The sequence below is a fragment of the Brevundimonas sp. KH_058 genome, assembly GCF_057838505.1.
Genome location: NZ_CM174469.1, coordinates 2,045,181 through 2,069,141, shown reverse-complemented (window position 1 = coordinate 2,069,141; position 23,961 = coordinate 2,045,181). Strand labels below are relative to the sequence as shown.

Here is a 23,961-nt window from a genome sequence, read left to right as displayed (position 1 = left end):
TCCATGGCCTACAAGGCGCCTGTCCGCGACTTCACCTTCATCCTGAACGAAGTGCTGGAGATCGACCGCTACACCAACCAGCCGGGCTTCCAGGACGTCTCTTCGGATCTGGTCGGCCAGATCCTGGAAGAGGGCGCCAAGTTCGCCGACGAAGTGATCGCCCCGATCAACAATCCGGGCGACAAGGAAGGCTGTCACTGGTCCGAGGGCGGCGTGGTGACCGGCCCCAAGGGCTGGAAGGAAGCCTATAAGGCCATGTCCGAAGCGGGCTGGATGGCGCTGGCCGCCGACCCGGCCTACGGCGGCCAGGGCATGCCCAGCGTCGTCGCCTCGGCCTTCGGCCAGATGACGGCCGGCGCCTCCGCCGCCTTCTCGATGTATCCGGGCCTGACGGCCGGCGCCTACGCCGGCATCCACGCCAATGCGTCCGATGAGCTGAAGGCGAAATACCTGCCCAAGATGGCGACCGGCGAATGGTCGGGCACGATGAACCTGACCGAGCCCCAGTGCGGCACGGATCTGGGCATGGTGCGCACCAAGGCCGTGCCGAACGGCGATGGGTCGTATTCGATCACCGGTCAGAAGATCTGGATCTCGGCAGGCGAGCACGATTTCGCCGACAACATCATCCACACCGTCCTGGCCCGCGTCGAAGGCGCGGTTCCGGGCATCAAGGGCCTGTCGCTGTTCGTCGTGCCCAAGTTCCTGGTCAACGAGGACGGCTCCCTGGGCGAGCGCAACACGCTGGAATGCGCCGGGCTTGAGCACAAGATGGGCATCCACGGCAACGCCACGGCCGTGATGCAGTACGACGGCGCCAAGGGCTGGCTGATCGGCCAGGAAGGCCGCGGCATGAACAACATGTTCGTGGTGATGAACGAGGCCCGCCTGGGCACCGGCCTGCAAGGTCTGGCCATCGGCAACGCCGCCTATCAGGCCGCCGTCGAGTTCGCCAAGGACCGCCTGCAAGGCCGCAGCCTGACCGGACCCAAGAACCCGGACGGCCCCGCCGACAGCATCATGGTCCACCCCGACGTGCGCCGCATGCTGCTGGAGGCCCGCGCCTTCGTCGAAGGCGGCCAGGCCTTCATCCTGTGGACCGCCCTGCACGCCGATCTTGAGAAGTCCGAAGACGAGGCTGTGGCGACCAAGGCCAAGGATTACATGGGCCTGCTGACGCCCGTGCTGAAGGCCTATCTGACCGACAAGGGCTTCCACGTCGCGTCGCTGGGCATGCAGGTCCACGGCGGTTCGGGCTACACCGAACACTTCCCCGCCTCGCAGTATCTGCGCGATGCCCGCATCACCATGATCTACGAGGGGACCAACGGCATCCAGGCGCTGGACCTGGTCGGGCGCAAGCTGCCGGCGGCCGGCGGTCGCGCCATCATGACCTGGTTCGGCGAGATCGACGCCTTCGTCGCCGAGAACAGCGGCAATGAGGCCATCAAGCCCTTCGTCGACGGTCTGGCCGACGCCAAGGCCAAGCTGCAGGACGGCACCATGTGGCTGATGCAGAACGGCATGGCCAACCCGGACAACGCCGGCGCCGCCTCGACCGACTATCTGAACGTCTTCGGCCTGACGGCGCTGGCCTACATGTGGGCGCAGATGGCCAAGGTGGCTCAAGCACAGGTCGAGGCCGGCTCGACCGACCCCTACTACGCCACCAAGCTCCAGACCGGCCGCTACTTCGTCGAGCGCATCCTGCCCGATGCGGACGCCCACCTGAAGAAGATGAAGACGGGCGCCGACGTGCTGATGGCCATGCCGGCCGAGGCGTTCTGAGGAGCGACGCCCTAACGGCTCTCCCTCCCCCCGCGGGGGAGGGTGGTCGAAGCGAAGCGGAGACCGGGTGGGGGCGGCAGGGCGACACGCACTCCGATCTAGGCCGCTTCACCTTGCCGCCCCCACCCGGCCGCTGCGCGGCCACCCTCCCCGGACGGGGAGGGAGAATGTTGGAGTGACCTCATGAACATCCTCAACAGCCCCGACCCCGATTTCATGCGCGAAGAGGAGATCACCCTCTTCTCCGACAGCGTCGGCAAATGGATCGACGAGCACGCGCCGCCGGAAAAGGTCCAGTCCTGGATCGCCAACTCCAGCGTGCCGCGCGACCTGTGGACCCAGGCCGGGACCGACGGCCTGTTGGGCCTGTCCATGCCCGAGACAGACGGCGGCATGGGCGGCGATTATCGGCATGAGGTCGTGCTGATGCGCCAGTTGGGCTGGAAGGGCGCGGACCATTTCGGCATCTCGCTGCACAACGCCATCGTCGCCCCCTACATCTGGCACTACGGCACCGAGGAGCAGAAGGCGCGCTGGCTGCCGCGCCTGGCCTCGGGCGAACTGGTCGGCGCCATCGCCATGACCGAACCGGGCGCCGGCTCCGACCTGCAAGGCATCAAGACGACGGCGGTCAAATCGGGCAACGGCTATGTCGTCAACGGCTCCAAGACCTTCATCACCAACGGCCAACTGGCCAACTTCATCATCGTGGTGGCCAAGACCGACCCGGCCGAGGGCGCCAAGGGCACCTCGCTGATCGTGGTCGAGACGGACAGCGCCGAAGGCTTCGAACGCGGTCGGAACCTGCACAAGATCGGCATGGAGGGGAACGACACCTCCGAGCTGTTCTTCAACGAGGTCAAGGTTCCGGGCGACAACATCATCGGCGGCGGCGAGGGCCAGGGCTTTGTCCAGCTGATGCAGCAACTGCCGCAGGAGCGGCTGAACATCGCCGTCCAGGGCGTCGCCGCCGCCGAGCGCGGGCTGGAGGCGACGCTGGCCTACGTCAAGGAACGCAAGGCCTTCGGCAAGCGGGTGATCGACTTCCAGAACACCCAGTTCAAGCTGGCCGAGGTCAAGACCAAACTGACCGTCGCCAAGGTGTTCGTCGACCATTGCATCGGCCTGCACCTGAAGGGCCAGCTGGACGCCGCCACCGCATCCATGGCCAAATACTGGGTCACCGACATCCAGGGCGAGACCCTGGACGAGATGCTGCAACTGCACGGCGGCTATGGCTATATGAACGAATACGCCATCGCCCAGCTATACAAGGACGCCCGGGTCCAGCGCATCTACGGCGGCACGAACGAGATCATGAAGCTGCTGATCGCGCGGACGCTGTGAAAGTCTGAGACTCACCACTTGCGACAACGTACGGAATCTCGTACATTAGCGGCATGAACGCGATGTCCGTCACCGATCTCCGCAAGAACCTCGCCTCGGCTATCGACCGAGTGACGGCGGATCACGACTATACGATCATTACGCGCGAAGGCGGCAAGCCGGCGGCGGTATTGATGTCGCTGGAGGACTTCGCCTCCTGGCAAGAGACGGAATATTTGCTGCGTAGCCCGGCGAACGCTGAGCGTTTGCGCAAGTCCATCGCCGAACTCGACGCGGGTGGCGGTCAGGTGCGCGACCTGATCGAATGAAGCTGACGTTTCAGGAAGAGGGCTGGGAGGATTATCTCCATTGGCAATCCACCGACAGGAAACTGCTCAGGAAGATCAATGGACTGATCCGTGAATGCCTGCGAACTCCTTTCACGGGGACCGGCAAGCCCGAACCGCTGAAAGGCGAGTTCTCGGGTTGGTGGTCGCGCCGTATCGACCAAGAACACCGACTGGTCTATCGCGCGACTGAAGACACCCTGCTGATCGCTCAGTGCCGCTACCATTACGCCAGATGATACGTTTGCATGTGAAGGGTGACCTGAAGGCCGCCGCCCCCGTCGCGCCGACGCTGGACCAGTCGCGCTATCTGACCCAGGTCATGCGGTTGAAGGTCGGTGACGATCTGCTGGTGTTCAACGGCCGCGATGGGGAGTGGCGCTGTTCCGTCGCTGAAATCCTGAAGAAGGGCGTCATCCTCCGCGCTGATGGACAGGTGCGCGCTCAGACCTTCGGCCCCGATCTGGAGCTGATCGTCGCCGTGGTGAAGAAGGCGCGGGTCGAGACTATCGTCGAAAAGGCCGCCGAACTGGGCGCGCGCCGGGTGCGGCTGGTGCTGACGAAACGCACCAACGCGGACCGTATTCGCCTGGACCGGCTGGACGCCATCGCCGAGGAGGCCGCCGAACAGACCGGCCGCATGGACGTGCCCGCCGTCGATGATCCGATGAAGCTGGACGCCCTGCTGGACGGCTGGGAGACGGGCCGTCGACTGATGTTCTGCGACGAGACCGGCGGCGCGCCGGCGATGTCGGCGCTTATTCCTCCCCCATCGGGGGAGGGGGACCGCGCGCAGCGTGGTGGAGGGGGCCGGCCCCGGACACCGAGCCTGGATCAGGCCCCCTCCACCCCTTCGGGGTCCCCCTCCCCCGATGGGGGAGGATTTGTCGGACAGCCCTGGTCCATCCTGATCGGTCCCGAGGGCGGTTTCTCGCCGGAAGAAGGCGAACGGCTGCGGTCCCTGCCCTTCGCTACCGCCGTCTCGCTGGGTCCGCGCATCCTGCGCGCCGACACCGCCGCCATCGCCGCCATGACCCTGTGGCAGGCGGCCGTGGGTGATTGGGAACGATAGGTGCGCCCCTCAAGCAGCGAGCCGCCGCGCGGCGCGCGTCTGGGAAAGAACAAAGCCCTCTTGAGCCTTGCCGTAATCTTGCCCATCTAGCCGCGACACACGGTCGCTTACGATGCGCCCGAAGGGACTGACGCATGACCGACAACACGCCGCTGACCCGGACCGTCCTCATTGAGGCCATGTCCAAGGGGGCCAAGCCCAAGGACCAGTGGCGCATCGGCGCCGAGCACGAGAAGTTCGGTTTCGACAAGACCACACTGGCGCGCCCCGCCTACGAGGGTCCGAACGGCATCAAGGCCATGCTGGAGGGTCTGCAACGCTTCGGCTGGTCGCCGGTCGAGGAGAACGGCTTCCTGATCGGGCTGGAGCGTCGCAACGCCGAGGGCTTCATCGCTTCGGTCAGCCTGGAGCCGGGCGGTCAGTTCGAACTGTCGGGCGCGCCGCTTCTGACCATCCACGACATCTGCAACGAGACCGGCCAACACCTGATGGAGGTCAAGCAAGTCGCCGACCAGATCGGCGTCGGCTTCCTGGGCGCCGGCTTCGACCCGCTGTGGACGCGCGAACAGGCGCCGGTCATGCCCAAGGGCCGCTACGACATCATGCGCGCCTATATGCCCAAGGTCGGGACGCTGGGCCTGGACATGATGCTGCGCACCTGCACCATCCAGGCCAATCTCGACTTCGATTCCGAAGCCGACATGGTGGCCAAGTTCCGCACCTCGCTGGCGCTGCAACCGGTCGCCACGGCCCTGTTCGCCTGTTCGCCCTTCACCGAGGGGCGGCCCAACGGCTTCCTGTCGGCCCGCGCCAATGTCTGGACCGACACCGACGCCGACCGCACGGGGATGCTGGGCTTCGTGTTCGAGGAGGGTTTCGGCTTCGAGCGCTACGCCGACTACGCCCTGAACACCCCGATGTATTTCGCCAAGCGCGACGGCCATTACGTCGATGCCTCGGGCCAGTCGTTCCGCGATTTCCAGGCCGGAAAACTGCCCGCCTTGCCCGGCCAGTTCCCCACGATCAAGGACTGGAACGACCATCTGACCACCCTCTTCCCCGAGGTGCGGCTGAAATCCTATCTGGAGATGCGCGGCGCCGACGGCGGTCCGTGGAGCCGGATCTGCGCCCTGCCCGCCCTGTGGGCCGGCGTCCTGTACGACGCCCCGTCGCTGGCCGCCGCCTGGGATCTGGTCAAGGACTGGGACATCGCCGACCACGAACGCCTGCGCCGCGACGTGACCCGGCTGGGCCTCAAGGCCGAAGTCGCCGGCCGCAGCGTGCGCGACATCGCCGTGGACCTGGTCAACATCGCCAAACAAGGCCTGAAGAACCGCGCCAAATTCTCGGGCGGCATGGTGGACGAGCGCGGCTATCTGTCCGAACTGGAAGACATCGCCGACAGCGGCGTCACCCCCGCCGAACGCCTGCTGGACCTGTATCACGGCGCCTGGCAGGGCGATGTGAAACGCATCTACGCCGACTTCGCCTATTAGGGCATGGTATAGTCTGAGCAGTCCGGCAGCTTGCTGTCAGGGCGGTATTCGCCTGCCGCCGCGTCGAAGGTGAAGCGGCGGCTGTAGCTGCATTTCGGATCACGCACGGTGACCAGGTCGGCGGGTTTCAAAGGCGGCTTTTCCAGCGAGTCCTCGGAACGCGAGGCGCCGCGCGGATAGGCGGTCGCCGTGGTGACGTAATCGAACACGGGCATGTCGCCCGCCTCGCCTGAGGCCGTCAGCACGGCGTCGAAACTGTATTCGTCGTGACAGGCGCCGGCCCGCTGCTCCATGTCTTCTTCGCTGAAACAGGCGCGGATTATCAACGAACCCCGGATCGGCACGGTCAGCACAGGCGCGGCGCCGGCATCGCCCTTCGCGTCCAGCCGATAAAGACGCAGCTCCGTCGCCTGCCCGCCGCCGCCCGAATACATGCTGCTGCTCCCCATCTCTACCCCGGCCAGATATCCGCCGTGCGCCAGCCGCATCAGGCCGACCCAGGGCTGATAGGTCTCTACCTCGCCCGACGCATTTTCCGGCGGGGTAGGCAGGGCGTCGGGCGTGCGCACGACAGGGCTGAAGAATGGCTCGCCGCCGCGCGTCTCGTATACCAGACCGACGCACAGGCTCTGATCGGCTGTACAGGCCCGGTCGTCGGTCAGGGTCAGCGGTTCAAATCGATCCACGGCTGCCGGGGATTGCAGGGCGGCGATCAGGGCGAGGGCGAAAATCATGGTTCGATCCTAACCGACCCTGCGCAGTGCGCCATCCCGTCATCCTGCCGGGCTGAAAAGGCAAGCTTAACGGATGCGGCCTAACGTGGGTCTTAGTTGAGGGATTGCGTCATGACCTGTTTGCCCGTTGCGACCCTGGCCTTCCCCACCGCCGACGTGGACCTGGACACCTTCTTCGACGTGTCGCTGGATCTGCTGGTGGTGCGAGAACTGGACGGGCGGGTCGTCAAGGCCAGCGCCTCATGGCTCACCATCCTCGGCTATCACCCCGAAGAAATCGAGGGCCGCGACCTGCCCCGGCTCGTTCATCCCGACGACCAGGCCGTCACCCGGCACAGCATCGTCGAGGTCGAAAGCCGTCGCCCCGGCGATCCCGTCCTGGGCCAGATCAACCGCTATCGCCACAAGGCCGGCCATTACGTCACCGTGGAATGGCGCGCGCACCGGCTGGGGAACCGGGTCTATGGCATCGCCCGCGACGTGACGGAAAAGGTCGCCGCCGAGCAGGCCCTGCGCGAGGCCACCGCCGCCGCCGAGGCCGCCAACCACGCCAAGTCCGACTTTCTCGCCAATATGAGCCATGAAATCCGCACGCCCCTGAACGGCGTCATCGGCATCGTCGACGCTTTGTCGCGCACGGATCTGACCCCCGAACAGGCCGAGATGGTGGACCTGATCGGTAGTTCGGGCGTGACGCTGGAACGGCTGGTGTCCGACATTCTGGACGTGTCCAAGATCGAGGCCGGCCATCTGGATTTGGAGACCCGTCCCTTCGACCTGGACGAGGCCCTGGCCGCCCCGCTGGACGTCATGCGCCTGCGGGCCGAGGCCAAGGGCCTGACCTTCGACATCCGCCGCGACGCCGATGCGCGCGGCCTGTTCGTCGGCGACAGCACCCGTATCCGCCAGGTGCTGGACAATCTGTTGTCCAATGCGATCAAGTTCACGCATCAGGGCTCAGTCGGCGTCGCCATCGCGGTTGACGAGGATTCCGACGGCCTGACCCAGTTGACGCTGCGGATCGAGGACACCGGCGTCGGTTTCTCGCCCGATCATGCCGCCCGCCTGTTCGACCGGTTTAGCCAGGCGGATACGACCATCACCCGCCGGTTCGGCGGCACGGGCCTGGGCCTGTCGATCTGCCGGTCTCTGGTCGAACTGATGGGCGGACGGATTTCCGCCGCCTCGACGCCGGGGGTGGGCAGCCGGTTCATGGTCGAAATCCCGCTGACGCGCGCCGCTTCCCTGACCGACCACGATGCGCGACAGCGCGCCCGCGCGGCCGAGGCCGAACGGCCCCTCGCCGCCCTGCGCGTGCTGCTGGCCGAGGACCACCCCGTCAATCAGCGCGTGGTCCAGCTGATCCTGGCGGCCCACGCCATGCAGGTCGTCACCGTCGGCGACGGCGAACAGGCCCTCGCCGCCTTCCAGGCCGAGACCTTCGACCTGGTGCTGATGGACATGCAGATGCCGGGCATGGACGGCCTGACCGCCACCCGCGCCATCCGCCGGATGGAGGCCGACCGCCCCGCCCAGGCCCGCACCCCCATCGTCATGCTCAGCGCCAACGCCATGGCCGAACACCGCGACCAGGCCCAGGCCGCCGGCGCCGACCTCCACGTCCCCAAACCCATCACCGCCGCCAGCCTGCTGGCCGGGATTCAGGCGGTGATGGCGGCCTGACCGACGGGTTGACAAACCTTGCCAAGCGCCCACTCTCTTGGAGAGGAGGCCGACCATGGCGACGATGAACATCTCCCTGCCCGATCCGATGAAGGCCTGGGTCGAGGAACAGGCGAAATCCGGCCGCTACGCCAATACGTCCGACGTGGTGCGCGACTTGATCCGCCGCGAGCAGATCAAGGCCGACAAGATCGCGCACATGCAAAGGCTGATCGATGAAGGCCGGGCCAGCGGCGTGAGCGACATGACCATGGCGGATATTCGCGCCGAAGCCCTTTCTCGCATCGCCGCGCGGCGTAAGGCGGGATGAGCGGCTATAGGCTGTCGAAGGAGGCGAGCGAGGATCTCGTCGCCATCTATATTCAGGGTCACGACCAGTTCGGTCCGCGACAGGCCGACCGCTATCAAGACGAACTCGACGCCTTGTTTCGGCGGCTGGCGGCATCGCCCGGCATGACTCGACTGCGTCTGGAATATGATCCGCCCGTGCGGGCGTTCGCCTTCAAGGCCCATGTCATAATCTATGATCAGGAACCGGACGGGATTCTCATACAGCGCGTTAGGCATGGACACGAAGATTGGCAGGGCGATCCTCACGGATCCAACGACGAACGGAGCGAACCATGACCCACTCCATCCATGTCGGCGTCGGCGGCTGGACGTTTGAGCCGTGGCGCGGGGTCTTCTATCCCGAGGGCCTGATTCAGAAACGCGAGCTGGAATATGCGGCGTCGAAACTGACCTCGATCGAGATCAACGGCACCTATTATTCGACCTTCAAGCCCGATAGCTGGCGCAAGTGGCGCGACGAGACGCCGGCGGATTTCGTGTTCTCGGTCAAGGCCAGCCGCTACTGCACCAATCGCAAGATCCTGTCCGAAGGGGGCGAGAGCTTCGACAAATTCCTGTCCCAGGGCCTGACCGAATTGGGCGACAAGCTGGGGCCCATCAACTGGCAGTTCATGGGGACGAAGAAGTTCGACGCCGAGGACTTCGAAGGCTTTCTGAAGCTGTTGCCCAAGGAAAAAGACGGGGTCCGCCTGCGTCATGCGCTGGAGGTCAGGAACCCCACCTTCGCTGTCGAACAGTTCTACGACCTGGCCCGCAAATACGGCGCGGCAATCGTCTATGCCGTCGATGACGAGGAGCCGACCTGGCCCCAGATCGACGAGGCGACCGCTGACTTTACCTACGCCCGGCTGATGTCCAGCCGCGAGGACGAGCCGACCGGCATGACGGCGGTCGAGCTGGATGCGGTGGCGGATCAGGCCAAAAACTGGGCGAAACGCGGCGAGGTGTTCGCCTATTTCATCTCGGGCGCGAAGGTGCGGAACCCGGCGGCGGCTCAGGCGCTGATCGGCAAGCTGAAATAGCCGTCCGCATGCTTGCGGACCTGCGCCCGCCGCCTCATCTGAGGCTGGCTCACTGCAAAGCCTGAAGGACTTTCCCATGCCGATCGCCACACGCGCCTTCGCCGCGACCGCCGCCGACAAGCCGCTGACGCCCTATAGTTTCGACCGTCGCGATCCCGGCCCGGACGACGTGCTGATCGACGTCAAATACTGCGGCGTCTGCCATTCCGACCTGCACGCTGCGCGCGGGGAAATGGGCGGCCAGTCCTATCCGCTGGTGCCGGGTCACGAGATCGCCGGTCTGGTGAAGGCGGTGGGCGCCAACGTCACCCGTTTCAAGGAAGGCGACCGCGTCGGCGTGGGCTGCATGGTCGACAGCTGTCGCGAATGCGCCTCGTGCCAGGAAGGCGTCGAGCAGTACTGCGTCCCCGGCTTCACCGGCACCTATGGCGGCAAGGACAAGAAGGGCGGGACCGGCGAGACCATCACCCAGGGCGGTTATTCCGACCACATCACGGTCGATCAGCATTTCGTCCTGTCCATCCCCGACAGCCTGGCGCTGGATGTCGCCGCGCCTTTGCTGTGCGCCGGCATCACCACCTATTCGCCGCTGAAGGAATGGGGCGTCGGACCGGGTTCCAAGGTGGCGGTCATCGGCCTGGGCGGCCTGGGCCATATGGCGGTCAAGCTGGCGGCGGCCATGGGGGCGGAGGTCACCGTCCTGTCCACCTCGGACCGCAAGAAGGCGGACGCCGAGCGGATGGGCGCCAAACACTTCCTGATCAACTCCGACAAGGACGCGATGAAGGCGGCGGCCGAAAAGTTCGACCTGATCATCAACACCGTCTCGGCCACGCACGAGATCGCCAGCCACGTCCAGCTTCTGGCGCGTGACGGCACCATGATCATGCTGGGCCTGACGACCGAGGGCCTGCCGGTCTTCGCCCTGCCGCTGCTGTGGCGTCGTCGCCGCATCGCCGGTTCGCTGATCGGCGGCATCAAGGAGACGCAGGAGATGCTGGACTTCTGCGCCAAGCACGGCATCGCCTGCGACATCGAGACCATCGCCCCGGACCAGATCAACGACGCCTATGAGCGGATGCTGAAATCCGACGTGCGCTATCGCTTCGTGATCGACATGGAAAAGCTGGCGGCCTGATCCCTGAAAAACGCGACGGAAGCATGAAACTTCCGTCGCGTCAGATTCACGCCTTGCGCGGTTTCGCTCCCTCGTTAATCCTGAACCCCGACAAGGCCTTCCAAGGGCCTGGATAGGGACAGGAGACGATATGACGCGCGTAGCTTTCGTGACGGGCGGGACCCGGGGCATCGGCAGGGCGATCGTTCAACGCCTCTCTGAGGACGGCTTCAAGGTCGCCGCCGGCTATTCCGGCAATGACGAGGCGGCCCAGGCCACGGCCAAGGCGCTGGGCGTCATGGTGGTCAAGGGCAACGTCGGCAGCTTCGACGACTGCGCCCGCGCGGTGGCCGAGGTCGAGGCCGAACTGGGCCCCATCGACATCCTGGTCAACAACGCCGGCATCACCCGCGACGGCTTCTTCCACAAGATGAGCCACGACCAGTGGTCCGACGTGATCCGCGTCAACATGGACAGCGTGTTCAACATGACGCGCCAGGTCATCAACGGCATGCGTGACCGGGGCCACGGCCGCATCGTCAACATCTCCTCGATCAACGGCCAGAAGGGTCAGATCGGCCAGACCAACTATTCCGCCGCCAAGGCCGGCATGATCGGCTTCACCAAGGCGCTGGCGCTGGAGAATGCGCGCAAGGGTGTCACCGTGAACTGTATCGCGCCCGGCTATATCGACACTGAAATGGTCGGCGCCATGGACCCCAAGGTTCTGGAAGGCATCATCAGCCACATCCCCGTCGGCCGCCTGGGCAAGGGCGAGGAGATCGCCGACATGGTATCCTGGCTGGTGGGCGAGCGTGCCGGATATGTCACAGGCTGCACACTCTCGTTGAACGGCGGTCAGTACCTGGTGGGTTGAGGGGCCTTCGCCCAAAATCCGCCGCGCGGCGCTTTCATCAAGTCTCTCATGAAGTTGTTGGGATCGGTCACGGCGAAAAAATCGCCACGCGTGACTGCGATGGCGGTCGCCGCCATCGCAGTCATCGGCGTCAGCCTGACCGCGCCTGCCGTTTCCCACGCCCAGTCGGGCCGTTCGGTCCCGCCCACGGCCCGTTATGTCAGCAGCAACGGCCAGGGCTTCATCCTGGACACCTCGGGGTCGCGCGCCCTGATGCGGTTCGAACGGTCGACCGAGGTCTGGGTCCTGCGCGCCACGCCCGCGCCGCGCGGCGACATCATCTATCGCAACGACAACGGCGATCAGGTGCTGCGGGTCACACCCAATGGGGCCGTGACCCTCTATACGACCACCGCGCCCCAGGGCTCGCCCGCCTCGCGCGTCGGGGATGCGCAAGGCCTGGCCAATGCGGCCATGACCGGCGCCCAGCTGGTCGACTATTTCATGCGCCAGAGCTATCGTGCCAGCCATGCGATGGGGCGGCTGATCGTCATCGACGTGGACATCCAGCCCGGCTCGGAACAGGTCGCCGCCGACACTGTCTCGGCCGCCAGCGACGCCATCGTGCGCATGGCGCGGTCGTCCAACCTGCGGTCTCAGGTCGAGCGGGTCCGCCGCGTCGTGGTGTCCGATCAGGGCCGTCCGTCGGTCACCCTGGTCCAGGGCACCTTGCGGATCGTCATCGACGCCGACGCCGGCATCGCCGGTCGCCCGTCTTCCGCCCGGATCGTGCGGGTCGTGGGCGGCGAGGCGCTGAATCGCTGAATTCTACTTTGGGTTCGGCGGAGGCGGGCCGATGAAAACCATTGGCGCGATTCAAGAAGGGGTTCATCACAGCGATCACGACGAGGTCACGACGAACACGACGGAGCCTTGCCGGTTCGGAAAATCTTGATGGCCTGCGGCGCGGCGTAGCCGCAGTGTCAGCGACGGCCTGGCCATGAGGTCGGGCAGCAGACGCGCGTTCGGCGCCGTCGTGATCGTTGTGACCTCGTCGTGACCGTTGTGATGAACGCCTTCGCCAGCGCCTCTAAAAAACGTCCTTGCCCGCCCGGCGCGCGGCGAACTGAGCCGCATCCGTCGCGGTCATGAACGGGTTGAACCGCTTCTCCACCCCTATCGTCGTCGGCACGGTCGGTTCGCCCCGGTCCCGCGCGGCGAATATCGCCTCGGCATGCGACAGGGTTTCGGGCCTATCGTCCAGGCTCAGGGTGAAGCGGGCGTTGGACGCCGTATATTCGTGCGCGCACCAGATCACGGTCTGATCGGGCCAGGCCTTCAGCCGTTGCAGACTGTCGAACATCTGCTCGGGCGTACCTTCGAACAGACGGCCGCAGCCCAGGGCGAACAGGGTGTCGCCGGTGAATGCCAGGGCATCCGCCGGCGCATGAAACACCACATGGCCCAGGGTGTGGCCGGGCGTCAGGGTGACCTCGAACCGCGTATCGCCCACCATCACCACGTCGCCGTCGGCGACCACCCGGTCCAGCGGCGCGACCTTGCGCACCTCCTCCGGCCCGACGATCTCGCAGCCCATCTCGGCCTTCAACCGTTCATTGCCCTCGGTATGATCCGGGTGCCAATGGGTGTTCAGGATCAGGTCCAGCCGTCCCCAGCCCAAGCCTTCCAACTCTTCCAGAATCCGCGCCGCATCGGGCGTATCGACCGCCGCCACTACGCTCGTCGCGGCGTCGCGGATCAGGAAGCCGTAGTTGTCGCTGCGGCAGGGAAACAGATGCACATCCAGGGTCATGCGCCCATCCTAGCAGCAGGGCCGCCGACAGGCCTATAGTGCGCCCATGCGGCGCAGCATCGACGAGCTTCGAACCTTCTACGGCGAACCGACCGGCGCCCTGGCGCGGCGTCTGGTGGCGCGACGGCTGGACGACGCCTGGGGCGAGGCGGCCGATTGCGACGTGCTGGGCATCGGCTATGCGACGCCGTGGCTGGACGCCTTCGTCGGCGCCCGACGCGTGGTCGCGGCCATGCCGGGCGGCCAGGGGGTCGAGCACTGGCCCTCGGTCGGGCGCAACCGCACCCTGCTGGTGGACGACCGCCGCCTGCCCTTCCCCGCCGGATCTTTCGACCGCATCCTGCTGGTCCATGCGCTGGAGGAGGCGGACGATCCCGCCGCCCTGCTGCTGGAGGCGGTGCGGGCGCTGGCGCCGACCGGGCGGATCATCCTGGCGGCGGCGGCGCGCGGCGGCCTGTGGGCGCGGGCCGACAACACCCCCTTTGGCCACGGTCGGCCCTTCACCCGACGCCAGCTGGAAGGGCTGGTGCGCGACGTGGGGCTGGAGCCCATGGCCTGGTCCCAGACGCTGTATGCGCCGCCCTGGGCGCCGATGCTGGCCTTGGCGGACGGGTTCGAACAGGTGGGCCGCCATGTGTTTCCCGGCGCCGCCGGCCTTATCCTGCTGGAGGCCTCGCGCCAGAACTATGCCCGCATCCGGCCCAGCGGCCATGCTCAGCGTGTCGCCGCCCCGGCCTTGACGCCCCAGCCAGCCGCCTCGCTTTCGTCGCGACGAAAGCCGCACACCTGACGCGGAGTTGACCCTCGCCCCATCTGGTCGGCGAGGCGAAACCGCCTTATGGCGAAGATCATGCACCGACTGATCCTGATGCGGCACGCCCAGGCCGAAACCTCCGCCCCGTCCGGCGGCGGCGACGAGGCCCGCCCCCTGTCCGCCGCCGGCCGCGCCGAGGCCCTGCTGATGGCGCGCACCCTGGCCGAACGGGGGCTGAAGCCCGACCTGGCTCTGGTCTCCAGCGCCGTGCGCACCCGCCAGACCTGGGACCAGATGCACGACGCCTTCGGCGACGTCGAAGTGCGCGACGAGGCCGCCCTGTACAACGCCGGCTCGGACGTGATCCGCCGCTTCGTCGAAAACAGCGAGGACGAGGCCGGCTGCCTGCTGATCCTGGCCCACAATCCGGGCGTCCATGTGCTGGCCGCCGAATATCTGATCGAGAGCGCCGCCTCGCCGGCTGTGGTGGACAAGCTGTCGGGGGGCTTTCCCACCGGCGCAGCCGCCCTGTTCACCGTCGATGTGGCGGGCCGCTGCACCTACGAAGGTTTCCTGACGCCGCGGTCGCTGGGCGCGCCGTCAGCATGAGCGACATAGCCTACAAGATCGTCGACGCCGCCGAATGGCGCGCCGCCGTCGCCGAGGGCCGGTATGACGGCGCGCCTGTCGATCTCGCTGACGGCTACATCCACATGTCCACCGAGGCGCAACTGGCCGAGACCGCACGGCGTCACTTCGCCGGTCGCGGCGACCTGCTGTTGCTGACGGTCGATCTGAGCCGGTTCGGCGACGACCTGATCTGGGAGCCGTCGCGTGGCGGGGACCTGTTCCCCCACCTTTATGCGCCCCTGCCCGTCGCCGCCGTCACGGCCTCGCGCGCCTTCTCCGTCACGGCCGACGGCGAGATGACGTTCGAGGACGCGCGATGAGCCTGACGGATTTGGGCGCCGCCCTGCTGCGACGGCTGGACCCGGAACAGGCGCACCAGCTGGCGATAAGGGGGCTGGCCCTCGCCCTCCTGCCCGCGCCGCCTGCCGACGATCCAATCCTGCGAACACAGCTGGCGGGTCTGGACCTGCCCAATCCGGTCGGTCTGGCGGCGGGGCTGGACAAGAACGGCGAGGCCCTGCGCGGCCTGTCGCGCCTGGGCTTCGGCTTCGTCGAATGCGGCTCGGTCACCCCGCGCGCCCAGGCCGGCAATCCCAAGCCCCGCCTGTTCCGCCTGACCGAAGACCGGGCCATCATCAACCGGATGGGGTTCAACAACGCCGGGCTGGACGCCTTCGCCGCCCGGTTGGATCGCCGTCCGTCGGGCGTGGTCATCGGCGCCAATCTGGGGGCCAACAAGGATACCGAGGACAAGGCGGCGGACTATGTCGCCGGCCTGCAGCGACTGGCCGGCCGCGCCTCCTATTTCACCGTCAACATCTCCTCGCCCAATACGCCGGGCCTGCGCGCGCTGCAGGGCCGCGAGCAGTTGGACGACCTGTTGGGCCGCATCGACGCCGCTCGCCCGACGGCCGGCCCCGACCGCGTGCCGGTCTTCCTTAAGATCGCGCCAGACCTGATCGCCGACGAGATCGGCATGATCGTCGAGGCCTCGCTGGCGCACCGGATCGACGGCCTGATCGTGTCCAACACCACGCTGGAACGCCCTGAGACCCTGCGGTCGCCCGACGCGCACGAGACCGGCGGACTGTCCGGCGCCCCTATCCGTCCCTTTGCGGAGAAGGCCCTGCGCGCGGCGGCCGAGGCGGCGGGCGGCCGCCTGCCCCTGATCGCGGTCGGCGGCATCGACAGCGGCGCCGAGGCCTATGCCCGCATCCGCCTGGGCGCCACGGCGGTCCAGATCTATTCCGCCCTGATCTACGAGGGGCCGGGCCTGGTCACCCGTATCAAGCGCGACCTGGCCGCCCGTCTTCACGCCGACGGTTTTTCCACAGCAACCGAAGCGGTCGCTTCCGGCCGTTGACGGAGCGTTAGGCTCGACCGGCATACTCTCGCCGATGCGAACGACCGGCGTTCGCCATTCGAGGGCCTGCATGAAATCGACCGTCGTCGATAAGGCTGAAAACGGCTGGGCCGCCGCCGTACGCCTGCGTCGTGGCGCGCTGCTGCAACGCATCGCATCGAGCTGGGCGGTCGCCCTTGTCGTCACGCCGATGGTGGGCGTCTGGTTCAGCCTGAGCTGGGCGGTGCTGTATATGGCCGTCCAGGGCGTCGAACTGGTGGTCTTCGGTCCGGTCACGCGCGGCGACAGGGACGAGATGTCCACGGCGCGCAAGGTCGCCGGCTGCATCGCACTCGCAGTCAGCGCCACGGTGTTCGGCGGCCTGTCCCTGGTGATGTGGCAGATCGGCGGCCCTCTGGGCGGGGTCTGCGCGGCCCTGATGCTGCCGGCCATCATGCTGTCGTCCATGACGACCGCCGCGCGTTGCCAGCCGATGATGATCGCCAGCCTGGCGCCGCAGCTGCTCTATCTGATGGCGACCCCTTTCTTCGCCTATTCGTTCGGCGCGCCCGCACCGCTGGTGATGACGGCGGCGGCGACGGTGGTCCTGTACGCCTTCTACGTCGTCGTCACCTGGCAACGGATGAGCGACGCCACGACCGATCTGATCCGCGCCCATGCCGAGGCCCAGGACCTGCGCCTCACGGCCGAACGCAGCCTGGCCGATCACACCGCCTTCCTGGCCGCCGTCGGTCACGACCTGCGCACGCCCATCGGCGCCATCCTGACCGGCGCCGCCGAACTGCGCGCGCCCGACGCCCAATCTCGCGCCAGCGCCAACCTGATCACCGACGCCGGTCTGATGATGAAGGCCCTTCTGGACGACCTGCTGGACCACAGCCGCATTGGCGCGGGCCGCATGACGGTCGAGGCCAACGACTTCGACCTGCGTCAGATGCTGGCCCAGACGCTTCGACTGTGGCGCGGCCCGGCCGACGCCAAGGGCCTGAGGCTGCGCGTCGAGGGCGCGAACGGCGTCCCCCGCCAGGTCAAGGGCGACGTGATGCGCATCCGTCAGGTGCTCAATAACCTGATGTCGAACGCGATGAAGTTCACCGAAGAAGGCCAGATCACCCTGCGGGTCCAGGCCTGGTCCGAGGAACCGTCGGGCTACGCCCTGCTGTTCGAGATCGTCGACACCGGCCCCGGCATGACGACCGACCAACTGGCGCGCCTGTTCACCCCCTTCGACCAGACGGCCGACGGGGTCACCGCCCGCTATGGCGGCTCGGGCCTGGGCCTGGCGATCAGCCGCAATCTGATCGACCTGATGGGCGGACGCCTGACGGTGCGCAGCACGCCGGGCGAAGGCTCGCGCTTCACCGTCTCCCTGATCCTGCCCAAGGGCGAGGACGCTGAGCCGATCGCCGAGATCGTCGAGGAAAGCCGCCTGGACATCGCCCGGTCGCTGGTTCCCTTCACGCCGGCAGCCCAGGCCGTGGTCGCGGCGGCGCCCGAGCCGACGCCCGAACCTGCGGCGGCCGAGCCAGAGGCTGAACCCGGCGAAACGGACGACCAACCCCTGCGCCTGCTGGTCGTGGACGATCACGACATCAACCGCCGCGCCGTACAGTTGATCCTTCAGCCGCTGGGCTGCGAGATCACCACCGCCGCCGATGGCCTGATCGCCTTGCAGCGCTGCGAGGAAGCCGTCTTCGACGTCATCTTCATGGATGTGCGCATGCCCGAACTAGACGGGCGCGAGACCACGCGTCGCCTGCGCGCCGGCGGCGGACCCAACGCCCGCACGCCCGTCGTCGCCGTCACCGCCGACACCGCGCCCGAGGATGTCGCGGCCTGTCAGGCGGCCGGCATGGCCTATTTCGTCTCCAAGCCCCTGACGCCCACGGCGCTGATCGGCGCCCTGCAACACGTCCTGGACGAGACCGCCGCTCAGGCCCGGACCGAGGCCGCCTGATCCCTGACGGCGGCGACCAGGGTCGCGGCGAAATCCGGCCCACGCATCTCGCATTCCCACACCGTCACCACGCGCCAGCCTGACGCCTCCAGCGCCTGAACGGCGGCGGCGTCGCGGGCGCGATTGCGGGCGATCTTGGCGATCCAGTAGTCGGCGTTGGTCTTGGGCTGGCGCGCGCCGCGCGCACAGTCGTGGCCGTGCCAGAAACAGCCGTGGACCAACACGGCGACCCGGCGGCCCTTCATCACGACATCCGGCCGACCGGGCAGACCCATACCGCCCAGCCGATAACCGATCCCGGCCGCGCGCAGGATCCTGCGCACGGCCAGCTCCGGCGACGTGTCCTTGCCCTTCACGCGACGCATCACGGCGCTGCGCTTCTCGGGGCTGAACACATCGCTCATTACTTGCGTCGATCCAGGCTCAAATAGCAAAGCGATAGCCTGGATCGACCCCCATCAGAGCTGCGCGAGCAGATGCTCGGCCGAGGAGACCTTGAACTCGCCGCCCTGTTCGATGTTCAACTGCTCGACCACGCCGTCCTTGACCAGCATCGAATAGCGTTGCGAACGCTCGCCAAGACCGAAGCCCGAACCGTCCAGCACCAGGCCCAGGGCCTTGGTCAGTTCGCCGTTGCCGTCGGCCAGCATGACGATGCTGTCGTCGGTGATGTCCTGGCTGTCGGCCCAGGCCTTCATGACGAAGGCGTCGTTGACCGAGATGCAGGCGACCGTATCGACGCCCTTGCCCTGGATGTCGGACAGGTGATCCTTGAAGCCTGGCAGGTGGCGTGCCGAGCAGGTCGGGGTGAAGGCGCCGGGCACGGCGAACAGGGCCACGGTCTTGCCCGCGAAGATGTCGGCGGTGCTGACGGGCTTGGGCCCTTCGGCGGTCGCCTGGGCGAGGGTCGCGTTCGGGATGCGATCGCCGATCTGGATGGTCATGATTGTCTCGCTGAGGTTGGGGCTGACGGGGTTCTAGACGCCGTCAGCGACACATAGAGAGCGCCGCCGGGACCGCAAGCGTCCGCTCGACTTGCAAGCGCCGCTTTCGCGACCGATGATCGGATCATGAGCCAAGCCTCCACCCTGACCGGCCGCCTGCTGGTCGCCATGCCCGGCATCGACGACCCCCGGTTCGAACACGCCGTCATCCTGATCTGCGCCCACGGGCCGGATCACGCCATGGGCCTGCGGCTGGACCACCCGGCGCCGGGCGTGGATCTGAAGACGGTTCTAGACAAGCTGGAGGCTCCGGCCCCGGACCAGTCGATCGGCCGTGCGGTCCTGATGGGCGGGCCGGTCGAGCGCGAGCGCGGCTTCGTGCTGCACACCGACGACTGGATGATAGGGGACGACAGCCTGCCCTTCGGCGACGGCCTGGCCATGACCGGCACGCGCGAGGCCCTGGCCGCCATGACCGACGCGGTCTCGGGGCCAAGCCGTTCGGCGCTGCTGCTGGGCTATGCCGGCTGGGGCGAGGGGCAGTTGGAGGGAGAGTTGGCCGAGAACGTCTGGCTGACCGCCGACGCCGATCTCGATCTGATCTTCGACGGCGAACACACGTCGAAATGGACGCGAGCCCTGGCCCAAATGGGCGTGGACGCAGCCATGTTGTCCAGCCAGGGCGGCCGAGCGTAAGCCCGACCGCCCGTTTGGGCCTAGAAGCGGTAGTTCATGCCGATGCGGAACATGTGGGTTCCGAACTTGCCGTTGCTCCGGATCATGTCGGTGCCCGTCGTGTTCGGGGCCGAGATGAACGGGTTGGCGGCTGGGGTCGTGCCGTTGTTGCCGACGCGGATCACCGGGCTTTCGACGTCCAGCGAGGTGTACAGGTATTCGCCGTTGACCGTCAGGCCGCGACCCAGGGCGTATTCCACGCCGCCGCCGGCCTGCCAGCCGTCACCGTCGTCGCCTTCGCTGGTTTCGGTGAAGCTGTTGGCCTGGTTCGAGGTGCGGAACTTGTTCTCGAACTTGCCGTAGGCGTAACCGCCGGTGCCGTAGATCAGGGCCGGGCCATAGGCGTAGCCCAGTTTGAGACGGGCGGCCGCCGTGCTCTCCAGTTCGCGCGTGAAGGTGTAGAAGGCCGGGGTGGTCGAGAAGCCCGTCACCGAGTCCTGCACGTTGTTGACGCTGTATTCCGCCAAGGCGCCGACGACGAAGTTGCCGAACTGCATGTCGTAGCCGGCGCGGACGCCCGCTTCGACGCCGTCGTTGTCGTCACGGCAGCCGGTGCCGGGCGCAGTGCTGGTCGCCATGCCGCCGCAGAAGCCGGGGCTGAAGGCGTTGGCGCCGAGGGCGGTCGAAACCTGATCGCCGTAGCGGCCGTCCAGATTGCGGTCGAAGCCGAGGTTTTCGTCGCCGTCGTCGTTCGACTGGTTGTAACCGCCGAAGATGCCGACGTAGGGGCCGGACCAGTCAGGGGCGACCGATTGCGCCAGGGCGGGGGTGGAGACCATGGCCAGCGCCAGGGCGCTGGATGCGAGAGTCTTGATCATTGGGGAGGCTTTCGTGCCAAAAGTGCGGGCGCGATATCCCCGCTCGCCGTCACAAAAGCCGAACGCGGCCACAGGTTCCCTGACGTCGCATCGCTAAATGTCGCACATCCAAACGCTTAATCTGGACGTATGGGGGCCTAACGCGTCGCCATCGACACCAGCAGCGCCAGCAACAGCAGCAGGCTGACCCCCTGCCAGAACCGCACCGGATCGCGCTCGATCAGGGACAGCTGGCGCGGTGGCGGGGCGGCGACGGCACTGCCGGTTTCCAGCACGTGGATCAGCTCCTCCACATCCTCGAACCGCTCGTTTGGATCGACGGCGACGGCGCGCATGATGGCCGCCTCCAGCCAGGCGGGCATGTCCGGCCGATGCCGCGTCGGAGCAACGGGCGCCCGGTCGAAGCGCGGCGCATCGGCCGGATCGACCTCGCCCCACGGATAGGTGCGGGTGAACAGACGATACAGCGTCACCCCCAGGGCGAACTGGTCGGTGGCGGCATTGCCGCTCTCGCCCGCATACATTTCGGGCGCCTTGTAGCCGGCGGTGCCAGGCGCCTCGGCCTCGGCGAACTCCTCGGCCAGCCTAAGCCGCGCCACCCCCAGATCGACCAGCTTCAGCCCGTCGTTGGTCTCCAGGATCACATTGTCCGGCTTGATGTCGCGGTGGGTCACCCCTGCCCGGTGCAGGGCCGACACCGCGCGCGACAGACGCAGGGCCACGCCGATCCCCTCTGCGATCTCGAACGGCCCCTCCTCCGCCAGCCGCGCGTGCAGGGTCTGACCGGCATAAAATGGCTGGGCGATATAGAGACGGCTCTGGCGGCCCGCATCCAGGCTCAACACCTTGCCCACGAACGGGCTGTCTATGCGCCGGCCGATGAAGGCCTCGCGCAGGAAAGCGGTGCGCGCGCCGCGCTCGGACACCACGGCGGGCTTGGGGAACTTCAGCACCACCATGCCTCCGTCGCCCAACGTGTCCTTGCCCAGGAACAGCCGCGTATAGCGCCCGTCCGCGACCAGCCGCTGCAAGGCGAAGCCGTCGACATTGTCGCCCACGGCGGGCGGCGGCAGGATGGCCAGCCCCTCCGCCTCGGCCGTGATCGCCTCCCAGTCGGGCGCGCCGGTGCGGACCACGTCGATGACGATGGCGGTGGCGTTGTCGCGCGCGCCCGCAGCCTCGACCTCGGCCAGGATCGCCTTGGCGTCCGCGTCGGGCGAACTGCGCCGCCCTAAGAGGCCCGCGATCACCGCATCGGCCAGCACCCCATGCACGCCGTCGGTGGTTAGCAGCAGTCGGTCATGCGGCTCCAGCCGGACCTGACGCACGTCCAGCTTCACGTCCGCCTCGATGCCCACGGCGCGGTACAGCACATGGCTGAGCCCCTGCTGGGCGCGCGTATGATCCTCGGTCAGCCGCGTCAGCACCCCGTCACGGAAATGCCAGGCCCGGCTGTCGCCCACATGAAGCGCCGTCGCCTCGCGCCCGCGCAGGATGACCGCCGTGAATGTGGTCGCCGCCCCCTCCATCGCCGGATCGATCTTGCCGCGCGAATGGAGCCAGCGGTTGAAGCCCCTCAGCGCCTTGATCCCGTTGGCGGCGATGCCGTTCAGCGGGTTCTGGTCCAGATAGCCGTCGATGAAGCTGCGCGTCGTCAGCTCCGCCGCCATCCGCCCGGCCTTGGACCCCGACACCCCGTCGGCGATCACCGCCACGACCCCATGCTCGCGCTGCTCGGCCGCCGTGCCGATATGGACGCCGCCGAAATCCTGATTGTCCGCCTTTGGCCCCTGCAAGGTCGCAAAGCCGGCGGCGATCTCCAGTCTGGCGTCGGTCATGGGCGCACTGTGCGGAATCGCAGCGCCGATGGCTAGGTGGAAGCGCGGCCATATATGCCGCCACATATAGCGCCGCTTTCCGAAGTCGGTTAGAAGCGCGCTATGAACTCCCTAGATGCAACCGACCGTTTCAAATCTTACTTGGCCGCAGACGAAAACATTCTATGGGCAGGGCAGCCTAAGCAAGGGCTGATGGTCAGCGGCAAGGACATCTTCCTGATCCCATTCACCCTGCTTTGGGGCGGCTTTGCGATCTTCTGGAATGCGATGGTGTGGATCCTGCCGGGCGGCGAACAAGCGGGCCTCTGGTTCTTTCGCCTGTGGGGCCTGCCATTCCTCGTCGTCGGCCTCTACATGATCGTCGGCCGGTTCTTTCACGACGCGATGATCAGAAAAACCCAGTTCTACGCCGTGACGAACCAACGCGTTCTGATGTTGCGGGGTCGCAAGCAGCCTAAGCTTACGTCTCTTGAGATCCGGCGATTGCCGAAGCTGGAACTTTCGGAGCGCAGCGACGGAACGGGTAGCATCGTTTTCGAAGGCAACTGGATGACGTCAGCCATCGCCATGAATGGATTTGGACTCTGGACTCCGTCACTCGGTGGCTCTTCGCAGTTCCTGCAGATCAGGAATCCGAGACAGGTCTATGACCTTATCAGAGCGCAGGATCGCATCTGATCGTTTGGGTCCGCCGGACGCCCGCCAGCGCATTCGCCAGAGCACCGGAACGGCATGAGGCCTCGCCGGACAGCCACATCTGCACCACCGCGAATTGGCCGGCCGCCGCGCCCCTCGCGATCAGCGAAGATGGAAGGGCGTCGTCGGTGCGATCCGCAATCTTCGTTTCGATCATCGCCGCCAGCCTGCGTTGCAGTTTCGTCTGCAACGGCGCATCGAACAGATGGCGCGTCAGGGCGCGACGATCCCAGAGGTGGTCCAGCATGACCTTGAGCCGCGCCGTATTGCCCTGCCCCGCGCCGGCCTGCGCCAAAGGGATCAGAATCGGCTCGACGACGGCTTCGAGCACCGCCGCCTTGCTCTGAAAATGCTCGTAGAAGGTCGAGCGGCCGACGCCGGCGGCCTGGATCAGATCCGTCGTGCGGATGGCCGAATATCGTCGATCCGACATCAGCCGGATCAGCGCATCCGTGATCGCCTGCCGCGTCCGCGCGCGGCGCCCGTCCCGATCCTGCGTCTCGCCTGCCGTCATGCCCACAACCTAGCCTACGCAAGCCATGCCAGGCAGAACTTTCCAAGCCTTGCGGACAAGATGGCCCCACTGTCCGGAAACGGCCGAAAGCCGCGGCGTTAAGGGTT

27 protein-coding genes are annotated in these 23,961 nt (G+C 66.8%); 20 read left to right on the top strand and 7 right to left on the bottom strand.

The features are described from left to right. Positions 1-3 precede the first annotated feature (3 nt). The 6 genes from AC3ISA_RS09965 (at position 4) to AC3ISA_RS09940 (ending at position 6,029) form a co-directional block, all read left to right on the top strand. The gene (locus tag AC3ISA_RS09965) at positions 4-1,788 is read left to right on the top strand and encodes an acyl-CoA dehydrogenase C-terminal domain-containing protein (protein ID WP_489177762.1); all 1,785 of its coding nucleotides are present in this window, start codon (positions 4-6) and stop codon (positions 1,786-1,788) included. Positions 1,789-1,971: 183 nt separating this feature from the next. Further along, the gene (locus tag AC3ISA_RS09960) at positions 1,972-3,135 is read left to right on the top strand and encodes an acyl-CoA dehydrogenase family protein (RefSeq protein WP_489177761.1); all 1,164 of its coding nucleotides are present in this window, start codon (positions 1,972-1,974) and stop codon (positions 3,133-3,135) included. A 53-nt stretch (positions 3,136-3,188) separates the two neighbouring features. After that, positions 3,189-3,443: a type II toxin-antitoxin system Phd/YefM family antitoxin gene (locus tag AC3ISA_RS09955; protein ID WP_489177760.1), complete on the top strand. Its 255-nt coding sequence runs from the start codon at positions 3,189-3,191 to the stop codon at positions 3,441-3,443. After that, positions 3,440-3,700: a Txe/YoeB family addiction module toxin gene (locus AC3ISA_RS09950; protein WP_372692568.1), complete on the top strand. Its 261-nt coding sequence runs from the start codon at positions 3,440-3,442 to the stop codon at positions 3,698-3,700. The genes AC3ISA_RS09955 and AC3ISA_RS09950 overlap by 4 nt, the downstream gene beginning before the upstream one ends. After that, complete coding sequence (locus tag AC3ISA_RS09945; RefSeq protein WP_372692569.1) at positions 3,697-4,533, top strand: 16S rRNA (uracil(1498)-N(3))-methyltransferase; 837 nt, start codon at positions 3,697-3,699, stop codon at positions 4,531-4,533. The genes AC3ISA_RS09950 and AC3ISA_RS09945 overlap by 4 nt, the downstream gene beginning before the upstream one ends. 134 nt (positions 4,534-4,667) lie before the next feature. Further along, positions 4,668-6,029, top strand: coding sequence for a glutamate--cysteine ligase (locus tag AC3ISA_RS09940; RefSeq protein ID WP_372692571.1), 1,362 nt, complete (start codon positions 4,668-4,670; stop codon positions 6,027-6,029). Here the strand turns inward: AC3ISA_RS09940 and AC3ISA_RS09935 are convergent. Further along, positions 6,026-6,763 (bottom strand): hypothetical protein, encoded by a 738-nt coding sequence (locus tag AC3ISA_RS09935; RefSeq protein ID WP_489177759.1) that lies wholly within the window; start codon positions 6,761-6,763, stop codon positions 6,026-6,028. The genes AC3ISA_RS09940 and AC3ISA_RS09935 overlap by 4 nt on opposite strands. 111 nt (positions 6,764-6,874) lie before the next feature. Here AC3ISA_RS09935 and AC3ISA_RS09930 point away from each other — a divergent pair, with 111 nt between their 5' ends. The 7 genes from AC3ISA_RS09930 (at position 6,875) to AC3ISA_RS09900 (ending at position 12,617) form a co-directional block, all read left to right on the top strand. After that, positions 6,875-8,446 (top strand): ATP-binding protein, encoded by a 1,572-nt coding sequence (locus AC3ISA_RS09930; protein WP_489177758.1) that lies wholly within the window; start codon positions 6,875-6,877, stop codon positions 8,444-8,446. Positions 8,447-8,501: 55 nt separating this feature from the next. Next, the gene (locus AC3ISA_RS09925; protein ID WP_372692576.1) at positions 8,502-8,756 is read left to right on the top strand and encodes a type II toxin-antitoxin system ParD family antitoxin; all 255 of its coding nucleotides are present in this window, start codon (positions 8,502-8,504) and stop codon (positions 8,754-8,756) included. Continuing rightward, a complete protein-coding gene (locus AC3ISA_RS09920; RefSeq protein ID WP_372692577.1) occupies positions 8,753-9,073 on the top strand; it encodes a type II toxin-antitoxin system RelE/ParE family toxin in 321 nt (106 codons plus the stop codon). Before AC3ISA_RS09925 ends, AC3ISA_RS09920 begins: the two co-directional genes overlap by 4 nt. Then, on the top strand, positions 9,070-9,819 hold the full coding sequence (locus tag AC3ISA_RS09915; RefSeq protein ID WP_489177757.1) for a DUF72 domain-containing protein: 750 nt from the start codon (positions 9,070-9,072) through the stop codon (positions 9,817-9,819). Before AC3ISA_RS09920 ends, AC3ISA_RS09915 begins: the two co-directional genes overlap by 4 nt. 76 nt (positions 9,820-9,895) lie before the next feature. Next, positions 9,896-10,957 (top strand): NAD(P)-dependent alcohol dehydrogenase, encoded by a 1,062-nt coding sequence (locus AC3ISA_RS09910; protein ID WP_489177756.1) that lies wholly within the window; start codon positions 9,896-9,898, stop codon positions 10,955-10,957. Between the two features lie 130 nt (positions 10,958-11,087). Continuing rightward, positions 11,088-11,813: an acetoacetyl-CoA reductase gene (gene phbB, locus AC3ISA_RS09905; RefSeq protein ID WP_489177755.1), complete on the top strand. Its 726-nt coding sequence runs from the start codon at positions 11,088-11,090 to the stop codon at positions 11,811-11,813. 99 nt (positions 11,814-11,912) lie between these two features. After that, entirely contained in the window at positions 11,913-12,617 is a 705-nt protein-coding gene (locus AC3ISA_RS09900; protein WP_489180091.1) for a DUF4908 domain-containing protein, read from the top strand. Positions 12,618-12,882: 265 nt separating this feature from the next. Here AC3ISA_RS09900 and gloB read toward each other — a convergent pair whose 3' ends face one another. Beyond that, entirely contained in the window at positions 12,883-13,605 is a 723-nt protein-coding gene (gene gloB / locus AC3ISA_RS09895) for a hydroxyacylglutathione hydrolase (RefSeq protein ID WP_489177754.1), read from the bottom strand. 46 nt (positions 13,606-13,651) lie between these two features. On the opposite strand from gloB, the gene AC3ISA_RS09890 reads away from it, so the two are divergent. The 5 genes from AC3ISA_RS09890 (at position 13,652) to AC3ISA_RS09870 (ending at position 18,309) form a co-directional block, all read left to right on the top strand. After that, entirely contained in the window at positions 13,652-14,395 is a 744-nt protein-coding gene (locus AC3ISA_RS09890; protein WP_372692584.1) for a methyltransferase domain-containing protein, read from the top strand. A 48-nt stretch (positions 14,396-14,443) separates the two neighbouring features. Next, positions 14,444-14,968, top strand: a complete 525-nt coding sequence (locus AC3ISA_RS09885) for a SixA phosphatase family protein (RefSeq protein WP_489177753.1) — start codon at positions 14,444-14,446, stop codon at positions 14,966-14,968. Further along, on the top strand, positions 14,965-15,309 hold the full coding sequence (locus AC3ISA_RS09880; RefSeq protein ID WP_489177752.1) for a DUF952 domain-containing protein: 345 nt from the start codon (positions 14,965-14,967) through the stop codon (positions 15,307-15,309). The genes AC3ISA_RS09885 and AC3ISA_RS09880 overlap by 4 nt, the downstream gene beginning before the upstream one ends. Further along, positions 15,306-16,352, top strand: a complete 1,047-nt coding sequence (locus AC3ISA_RS09875) for a quinone-dependent dihydroorotate dehydrogenase (RefSeq protein WP_489177751.1) — start codon at positions 15,306-15,308, stop codon at positions 16,350-16,352. The genes AC3ISA_RS09880 and AC3ISA_RS09875 overlap by 4 nt, the downstream gene beginning before the upstream one ends. Before the next feature lie 70 nt (positions 16,353-16,422). Then, positions 16,423-18,309 carry an ATP-binding protein gene (locus AC3ISA_RS09870; protein ID WP_489177750.1) on the top strand — a complete coding sequence of 629 codons (1,887 nt, stop codon included), beginning with the start codon at positions 16,423-16,425 and terminating at the stop codon, positions 18,307-18,309. Here the strand turns inward: AC3ISA_RS09870 and AC3ISA_RS09865 are convergent. Together AC3ISA_RS09865 and AC3ISA_RS09860 are read right to left on the bottom strand one after the other, a co-directional pair. Beyond that, positions 18,285-18,713: a very short patch repair endonuclease gene (locus tag AC3ISA_RS09865; protein WP_489177749.1), complete on the bottom strand. Its 429-nt coding sequence runs from the start codon at positions 18,711-18,713 to the stop codon at positions 18,285-18,287. The genes AC3ISA_RS09870 and AC3ISA_RS09865 overlap by 25 nt on opposite strands. Positions 18,714-18,767: 54 nt before the next feature. After that, complete coding sequence (locus AC3ISA_RS09860; RefSeq protein ID WP_489177748.1) at positions 18,768-19,253, bottom strand: peroxiredoxin; 486 nt, start codon at positions 19,251-19,253, stop codon at positions 18,768-18,770. 126 nt (positions 19,254-19,379) lie between these two features. Here AC3ISA_RS09860 and AC3ISA_RS09855 point away from each other — a divergent pair, with 126 nt between their 5' ends. Beyond that, the gene (locus AC3ISA_RS09855) at positions 19,380-19,949 is read left to right on the top strand and encodes a YqgE/AlgH family protein (protein ID WP_372692592.1); all 570 of its coding nucleotides are present in this window, start codon (positions 19,380-19,382) and stop codon (positions 19,947-19,949) included. A 20-nt stretch (positions 19,950-19,969) separates the two neighbouring features. Here the strand turns inward: AC3ISA_RS09855 and AC3ISA_RS09850 are convergent, their stop codons facing one another. Continuing rightward, entirely contained in the window at positions 19,970-20,806 is an 837-nt protein-coding gene (locus AC3ISA_RS09850) for an outer membrane protein (RefSeq protein WP_489177747.1), read from the bottom strand. Positions 20,807-20,943: 137 nt separating this feature from the next. Then, positions 20,944-22,644 carry a bifunctional protein-serine/threonine kinase/phosphatase gene (locus AC3ISA_RS09845; protein ID WP_489177746.1) on the bottom strand — a complete coding sequence of 567 codons (1,701 nt, stop codon included), beginning with the start codon at positions 22,642-22,644 and terminating at the stop codon, positions 20,944-20,946. A 141-nt stretch (positions 22,645-22,785) separates the two neighbouring features. Here AC3ISA_RS09845 and AC3ISA_RS09840 point away from each other — a divergent pair, with 141 nt between their 5' ends. After that, positions 22,786-23,322 carry a hypothetical protein gene (locus AC3ISA_RS09840; protein WP_489177745.1) on the top strand — a complete coding sequence of 179 codons (537 nt, stop codon included), beginning with the start codon at positions 22,786-22,788 and terminating at the stop codon, positions 23,320-23,322. Here AC3ISA_RS09840 and AC3ISA_RS09835 read toward each other — a convergent pair. Further along, the gene (locus tag AC3ISA_RS09835) at positions 23,300-23,854 is read right to left on the bottom strand and encodes a TetR/AcrR family transcriptional regulator (protein ID WP_489177744.1); all 555 of its coding nucleotides are present in this window, start codon (positions 23,852-23,854) and stop codon (positions 23,300-23,302) included. The two genes, AC3ISA_RS09840 and AC3ISA_RS09835, sit on opposite strands and share 23 nt — an antisense overlap. Positions 23,855-23,961 lie beyond the last annotated feature (107 nt).

Excerpts from the sequence above, each read along its gene's own strand:
- AC3ISA_RS09965 (WP_489177762.1), top strand. The coding sequence starts at position 4 with ATGGCCTACAAGGCGCCTGTCCGCGACTTCACCTTCATCCTGAACGAA.
- AC3ISA_RS09960 (WP_489177761.1), top strand. The coding sequence starts at position 1,972 with ATGAACATCCTCAACAGCCCCGACCCCGATTTCATGCGCGAAGAGGAG.
- AC3ISA_RS09955 (WP_489177760.1), top strand. The coding sequence starts at position 3,189 with ATGAACGCGATGTCCGTCACCGATCTCCGCAAGAACCTCGCCTCGGCT.
- AC3ISA_RS09950 (WP_372692568.1), top strand. The coding sequence starts at position 3,440 with ATGAAGCTGACGTTTCAGGAAGAGGGCTGGGAGGATTATCTCCATTGG.
- AC3ISA_RS09945 (WP_372692569.1), top strand. The coding sequence starts at position 3,697 with ATGATACGTTTGCATGTGAAGGGTGACCTGAAGGCCGCCGCCCCCGTC.
- AC3ISA_RS09940 (WP_372692571.1), top strand. The coding sequence starts at position 4,668 with ATGACCGACAACACGCCGCTGACCCGGACCGTCCTCATTGAGGCCATG.
- AC3ISA_RS09935 (WP_489177759.1), bottom strand. The coding sequence starts at position 6,763 with ATGATTTTCGCCCTCGCCCTGATCGCCGCCCTGCAATCCCCGGCAGCC.
- AC3ISA_RS09930 (WP_489177758.1), top strand. The coding sequence starts at position 6,875 with ATGACCTGTTTGCCCGTTGCGACCCTGGCCTTCCCCACCGCCGACGTG.
- AC3ISA_RS09925 (WP_372692576.1), top strand. The coding sequence starts at position 8,502 with ATGGCGACGATGAACATCTCCCTGCCCGATCCGATGAAGGCCTGGGTC.
- AC3ISA_RS09920 (WP_372692577.1), top strand. The coding sequence starts at position 8,753 with ATGAGCGGCTATAGGCTGTCGAAGGAGGCGAGCGAGGATCTCGTCGCC.
- AC3ISA_RS09915 (WP_489177757.1), top strand. The coding sequence starts at position 9,070 with ATGACCCACTCCATCCATGTCGGCGTCGGCGGCTGGACGTTTGAGCCG.
- AC3ISA_RS09910 (WP_489177756.1), top strand. The coding sequence starts at position 9,896 with ATGCCGATCGCCACACGCGCCTTCGCCGCGACCGCCGCCGACAAGCCG.
- phbB (WP_489177755.1), top strand. The coding sequence starts at position 11,088 with ATGACGCGCGTAGCTTTCGTGACGGGCGGGACCCGGGGCATCGGCAGG.
- AC3ISA_RS09900 (WP_489180091.1), top strand. The coding sequence starts at position 11,913 with ATGGCGGTCGCCGCCATCGCAGTCATCGGCGTCAGCCTGACCGCGCCT.
- gloB (WP_489177754.1), bottom strand. The coding sequence starts at position 13,605 with ATGACCCTGGATGTGCATCTGTTTCCCTGCCGCAGCGACAACTACGGC.
- AC3ISA_RS09890 (WP_372692584.1), top strand. The coding sequence starts at position 13,652 with ATGCGGCGCAGCATCGACGAGCTTCGAACCTTCTACGGCGAACCGACC.
- AC3ISA_RS09885 (WP_489177753.1), top strand. The coding sequence starts at position 14,444 with ATGGCGAAGATCATGCACCGACTGATCCTGATGCGGCACGCCCAGGCC.
- AC3ISA_RS09880 (WP_489177752.1), top strand. The coding sequence starts at position 14,965 with ATGAGCGACATAGCCTACAAGATCGTCGACGCCGCCGAATGGCGCGCC.
- AC3ISA_RS09875 (WP_489177751.1), top strand. The coding sequence starts at position 15,306 with ATGAGCCTGACGGATTTGGGCGCCGCCCTGCTGCGACGGCTGGACCCG.
- AC3ISA_RS09870 (WP_489177750.1), top strand. The coding sequence starts at position 16,423 with ATGAAATCGACCGTCGTCGATAAGGCTGAAAACGGCTGGGCCGCCGCC.
- AC3ISA_RS09865 (WP_489177749.1), bottom strand. The coding sequence starts at position 18,713 with ATGAGCGATGTGTTCAGCCCCGAGAAGCGCAGCGCCGTGATGCGTCGC.
- AC3ISA_RS09860 (WP_489177748.1), bottom strand. The coding sequence starts at position 19,253 with ATGACCATCCAGATCGGCGATCGCATCCCGAACGCGACCCTCGCCCAG.
- AC3ISA_RS09855 (WP_372692592.1), top strand. The coding sequence starts at position 19,380 with ATGAGCCAAGCCTCCACCCTGACCGGCCGCCTGCTGGTCGCCATGCCC.
- AC3ISA_RS09850 (WP_489177747.1), bottom strand. The coding sequence starts at position 20,806 with ATGATCAAGACTCTCGCATCCAGCGCCCTGGCGCTGGCCATGGTCTCC.
- AC3ISA_RS09845 (WP_489177746.1), bottom strand. The coding sequence starts at position 22,644 with ATGACCGACGCCAGACTGGAGATCGCCGCCGGCTTTGCGACCTTGCAG.
- AC3ISA_RS09835 (WP_489177744.1), bottom strand. The coding sequence starts at position 23,854 with ATGACGGCAGGCGAGACGCAGGATCGGGACGGGCGCCGCGCGCGGACG.